The following is a 5,220-nucleotide window of genomic DNA, read 5'->3' on the forward strand; positions in this document are numbered from 1 at the left end:
GTTCTGGATCGTGCTGGCATACCTGGTGCTCCCTCGCCTGCACCGCATTCTCACGGAGATCTACGTCCCGGACTATTTCATGGGCCGCGCCCGGACGAGCGACGGCCTCCTGGGGGACCCGATCAACCTCGCGCTCGTGGGATCGGAGGCGCAGCTGGACGACGCGATGCGCGAGGCCGGCTGGACGCGCGCCGACGACGTGACGTTCCGGTCCAGCTGGCGGATCGTGACGTCGACGCTGTTGCGCCGGAGCTACGACGAAGCGCCGGTCAGCCCCCTGTTCCTGTTCGGGCGCCAGCAGGACGCGGCGTACCAGCAGGAGGTGAAGGGCAACCCCGCCAAGCGCCACCACGTGCGGTTCTGGCGCTGTCCCGACGGCTGGCTGCTGCCCGGCGGTCACCGCGTCGAGTGGCTGGCGGCCGGGACGTTCGACCGCGCGGTGGGCTTCTCTTTGTTCACGTTGCAGATCACGCACAAGATCGACGCCAACACCGACATCGAGCGGGACCACATCGTGTCGACGCTGCTCCGTGCCGATGTTGGCGTCGAGGTTGCTGTCCTCCGCGACTTCTCGAGCGGCTACCACTCCCGCAATGGAGGTGGCGACAGCATCGAGACCGATGGCGATCTGCCTGTGGTCGACCTGACCCAGGTGCCCGTGGATCCGGAGGGCGCCGGCGTCGCGGCGGACGCTGCCGCCCGCCGGCTGGCCTTGGCCGAGCGCCGTCCGGTGCCGACGACTCTCGGCGTGCTGTTGATGGTCCTCCGCGTCGCCGCGGGCGTGGGATACGTCGTGCTGAACGTGCTCGACTGGCACCGGTTCGTCCTCTCCGAGCTTCCCGCCGGTTCTCTCCCGCCGGGCGACGAGGCGTCGGCGAGCCTCGTGCTGGGCATCGCCATGGGTGCTTTCGGTGCCGGCCTGGTGCTGTACTTCCTCCTCGCTCTGCTGGTGTTCTTCGGAAGCAACTGGGCCCGCATCGCGGCCATGTCGTACAGCGCCCTCATCATCGTCTTCTCCGCGGTCGACTACCTGGACGGAGGCCCGCAGGTCTCCCTCCGCAACAACCTCCTCGGCTTGGCCCTGGACATCCTCGTGGTCCTGGCGCTGTCCTCGAAGCGTTCGCGTATCTGGGCCCGGCGCCCGCGCACGGGCTCGACGCCGCTCGCCCGCTCGGGCAAGGGGAGGGGCGCCCTCCTCCCCGACGAAGCGGCAGCGCTCGCGGCCCTCGACGCGCCCGCCGATCAGACGCGCCTGCGCTGACCGGCCTGCGCTGATCCGTCTGCGCTGATCCGTCCGCGCTCACCCGTCTCGGTTCGACGCCTCTGGCACACTGACGCGTCTCCGTGCCCTCCGGCTCCCTGGGCTCACATGAGCGACTTCTTCCCCTCGGCGCCCCCGGCTTTGAGCGCGGACTCCTCGGCATCGAGGAAGGCGAGCACCGAGCGCACGGCCGGTTCCTGATACCGTCCCTCCGCCCGCGCTTCCAGGACCGCCTGGCGCTCGGCGCCGATCATCGTCCGACGCAGCCGGCGGTATTCCAGCGGAAGGTCCGCACTTTCGTCGGGCGATGGATTCTCCAGCGCGTCGGAGAGGAACAGCGCATTGATCCGAAGCCGCTCGATCACCCGCTCGTCCTCGTCGCCCGTCACCTGGGACTCCAGGTGCTCCAGGCCTGCGGACTGCGCTTCCGCGAGAAGCCGCTGCATCTCGCTCGCCTCCTGTGCGAAGTCGGGCGGCGGCAGCTTGAGCCGGCGGATGACCCACGGCAGCGTCAGGCCCTCGAGCAGCGTCGCCACCACCACGACGAAGGCGAGGAACTGCAGGAACTCGCGGTGGGGCGTCTGCGCGGGCAGGAGGAACACGGCCGCGAGTGTGACCACTCCGCGGATTCCGGCGAACGACACCGCGACGCCGGTGGGCCAGGACCAGCCGCGCTCCCGCAGGCGCTGCGGCCCATAGCGGTAGAGGGCCGTCGTGCCGATCATCCAGACGAAGCGGGTCAGGAAGAGCGTCAGCAGGACCACGATGCTGATGACGACGGTCTGCGGAATCGTGATCCCCGACGCGAACGCGGCCGTGAGGATGGAGCGCAACTCCAGCCCGATGAAGAGGAAGACGGCGTTCTCCAGCAGGAAGCTGACCGTCCGCCAGTTGATCGTCTCCGCGATGCGCGCCTCCGCGGTCTGGATCGTGGGGGAGCGGTATCCCAGGTAGAGGCCCGCGACGACGACCGCCAGGACTCCGGAACCGTGCAGCAGCTGCGCGGGGATGAACGCCAGATACGGCGTGATGAGGGCGAGCGAGGTGTCCAGCACCGGGGATCGCAGCTGCTTCCGGATCGTTGCGAGCACCAGGCCGATGACCAGCCCGACGCCCATCCCGACCACGACGGCCAGCACGAAGTCCACCCCGATCGCGACCGGGTTCACGATGCTCACGATCGCCGCGATGCTCGCGTTCAACGCGACCAGCGCGGTGGCGTCATTGAGGAGGCTCTCGCCCTGGAGCACGGTGACGAGTCGTCGAGGAAGCCGGATCCGTCCCGCGACGGCCTGGACGGCGACCGTATCGGTCGGAGCGACCACAGCTCCGAAGGCGAACGCCGCCGCCAGGGTGATGGCCGGGACCGCCAGGTAGGTGGCGAAGCCCACGACCACCACGGTGAACGCCACGAGCCCGACGGAGAGGAGGAGGATGCCATCGCGCCGGGCTCGCACATCCACGATCGAGGTCTGGATCGCTGCGGCGAAGAGCAGGGGCGGCAGCAGCCCGAAGAGCACCACTTCCGGCTCCAGAGCCACCTGGGGCACTCCCGGCACGAACGAGGCGGCCGCTCCCACGACCACGAGCACGACGGGGGCGGACCAGCCGACCCTGCGGGACAGGCCGGTGACTGTGACCGTGACGAGAACGAACGACACGATCCAGACGATGGTGGTGACCGGATCCATGCTGTTCATGATGGCGGCAACGCGGAGAGGCCGCCAAGATTTCCCCGAGCTCGTGGATAAGTCGTTCGCCGGTGGCGATGTGGACGGTTACCCGCCCGGGCGGCGCTGTTCGGGCTTCGCAGCTCCGCTACGCGGCGTGGAGCGCGCAGGCGGCCGATTCGCACTCCTCGCACACCACCAGTTGCTCGCGGCATGCGGGGTCGCTGCAGTTGCGCATCCTGCTCGTGGGTCCGTTGCAGGTCACGCAGCGGCCGAGGACTGCCGGGTTCTCGCTGAAGGTCATCGTCCCCCGGCCATCGAAGACGTAGAGCGACCCCTCCCAGAGGCCATCGTCGCCATGCGCTTCTCCGTAGCGCGCGATGCCGCCGTCGAGCTGGTACACCTCCTGGAACCCGCGGGTGCGCATCAACGACGACAGCACTTCGCAGCGGATGCCACCGGTGCAGTAGGTGACGATCGGCTTGTCCTTCAGATGGTCGTAGATCCCGCTGTCGAGTGCCGCGACGAATTCGCGGGTGTTGGCGACGTCCGGCACGACCGCGTCGCGGAAGCGCCCGATCTCCGCCTCGAATCGGTTGCGACCGTCGAAGAAGACCAGGTCGTCGCGCTCCGCGGCGAGCGCGTGAAGCGCATCGGGGTCGAGCCGGATGCCGCCCCCGACCACCCCGTGCTCGTCGACGTGCAGCTCGTCGGGAGCGCCGAACGACACGACCTCATCCCGCACTTTGACGGACAGGCGCGGAAAGTCGCGGCTCGTATTGTCCGCATTCAGTCCGGAGCCTTCGCTCCATTTCGCGTCCAGCCGGCGGAACGGTCCGTACTCCTTGGTCACCCGCAGGTACCGCTTGAGCGCGTCCAGTTCGCCGCCGAGGGTTCCGTTGATTCCCTGGCCGGAGAGCAGGATGCGTCCCCGCAGGCCCAGCCGCTCGCAGAGCTCCCGCTGCCACAGCCGGATCGCGTCGGGGTCGGGCAGAGGGGCGAACACGTAGAAGAGGAGGACTTTGGGCACAGCCACCGCCTCATCGTAAGCGAGCGCTTCCCGCGACGGGCTGATCGTAGGATCGTGGAAGCTGTGAACGCCGGAAGCCGCGTTCGCCTGCCGTTCAGGCTGGTAGGACAAGGTCGGTGCGTTCCCCGGGGCGTGCCCCAGACAGAGAGGCGGGTTGTTGCGAACCCTGGTCATCATCCCGACCTACAACGAGCGTGAGAACGTCGGCTCGATCGTCGGACGGGTGCGCGCATCCGTTCCGGAGGCGGAGGTCCTGGTCGTCGACGACGGTTCTCCTGACGGGACCGGCGAACTCGCCGACGCGCTCGCCGCGACCGACGCGAACGTCCACGTGCTGCACCGCGCGGGAAAGGACGGGCTGGGCGCCGCTTATCGCGCCGGTATGCGCTGGGCGCTCGACGCCGGGTACGAGGCGATCGTCGAGATGGATGCGGACGGATCCCACCAGCCGGAGCAGTTGCCGCGTCTCCTCGATGCCCTTCGGGCGGATGCGGCGGTCGACGGGGCCGACGTCGTCCTCGGGTCCCGCTGGGTCGACGGAGGCGGCGTCGTCAACTGGCCGGCACGCAGACGGATCATCTCGAAGGGCGGCAGTGCCTATTCACGGATCGCGCTCGGCCTCCCGGTCAGGGATGTCACAGGAGGCTATCGCGCCTTCACGGCCGACGCCCTGCACCGTCTGCAATTCGACCGCACCGAGAGCCAGGGGTACTGCTTCCAGATCGACATGACCCGGCGCGCCCACAAGGTGGGACTCAGGATCGTGGAGGTGCCCATCACCTTCGTCGAGCGGGAGCACGGGGCGTCGAAGATGGGAGGCGGGATCGTCGTCGAGGCGATGCTTCGTGTGACCGTATGGGGTCTCGCCGGCCTTCCGAAACGGTTCCGCAGACGTCCGTCACCGGCCGAGCAGGAAACTGTGCAACGGGCGTAGCGTTGCGTCATGACACGTGATCCTTTCGAGCGCTTCGGCGCCGTTCCCTCCTTCCTCGTGTCGAGCGATGACGTCTCCGACGGCCGGCCGCTCGCGCGTGAGCAGTGGGCTGTGGGATCGGGAGGCGGCGGCATCTCGCCGCAGTTGTCGTGGAGCGGCTTTCCTCCGGAGACGAAGAGCTTCGCCGTGACGATCCACGACCCTGACGCACCCACCGGCTCGGGATTCTGGCATTGGGCGGTCTACGACATCCCGCCCGCTGTGACCGAGCTGCCGACCGATGCCGGAGCGGAGGGAGGCGGCAACCTTCCGCACGGTGCGGCGA

The 5,220-nt window shown here is 68.7% G+C and carries 5 protein-coding genes; 3 read left to right on the forward strand and 2 right to left on the reverse strand.

Annotation, left to right across the window (positions count from 1 at the left end; all coding sequences use genetic code 11):
• A partial coding sequence (locus tag ACPYOG_RS18535) for an LssY C-terminal domain-containing protein (RefSeq protein WP_481295618.1) occupies nt 1–1,261 on the forward strand: 1,261 nt, incomplete at its 5' end.
• 104 nt (nt 1,262–1,365) lie between these two features.
• On the opposite strand, the gene ACPYOG_RS18540 is transcribed toward ACPYOG_RS18535, so the two are convergent.
• Nucleotides 1,366–2,952 (reverse strand): Na+/H+ antiporter, encoded by a 1,587-nt coding sequence (locus tag ACPYOG_RS18540; RefSeq protein ID WP_481295619.1) that lies wholly within the window; start codon nt 2,950–2,952, stop codon nt 1,366–1,368.
• Between the two features lie 127 nt (nt 2,953–3,079).
• Complete coding sequence (gene trhO / locus ACPYOG_RS18545; RefSeq protein ID WP_481295620.1) at nt 3,080–3,967, reverse strand: oxygen-dependent tRNA uridine(34) hydroxylase TrhO; 888 nt, start codon at nt 3,965–3,967, stop codon at nt 3,080–3,082.
• Between the two features lie 151 nt (nt 3,968–4,118).
• Here trhO and ACPYOG_RS18550 point away from each other — a divergent pair, with 151 nt between their 5' ends.
• Nucleotides 4,119–4,895 carry a polyprenol monophosphomannose synthase gene (locus tag ACPYOG_RS18550; protein ID WP_481295621.1) on the forward strand — a complete coding sequence of 259 codons (777 nt, stop codon included), beginning with the start codon at nt 4,119–4,121 and terminating at the stop codon, nt 4,893–4,895.
• Nucleotides 4,896–4,904: 9 nt separating this feature from the next.
• Nucleotides 4,905–5,220 (forward strand): YbhB/YbcL family Raf kinase inhibitor-like protein (locus tag ACPYOG_RS18555; RefSeq protein ID WP_481295622.1); only part of this gene is annotated, 316 nt, incomplete at its 3' end.

Source organism: Leifsonia sp. HAY1-4F, from assembly GCF_056755275.1.

Coding starts and splice junctions, on each gene's coding strand:
- ACPYOG_RS18540 (WP_481295619.1), bottom strand. CDS start 2,952: ATGGATCCGGTCACCACCATCGTCTGGATCGTGTCGTTCGTTCTCGTC.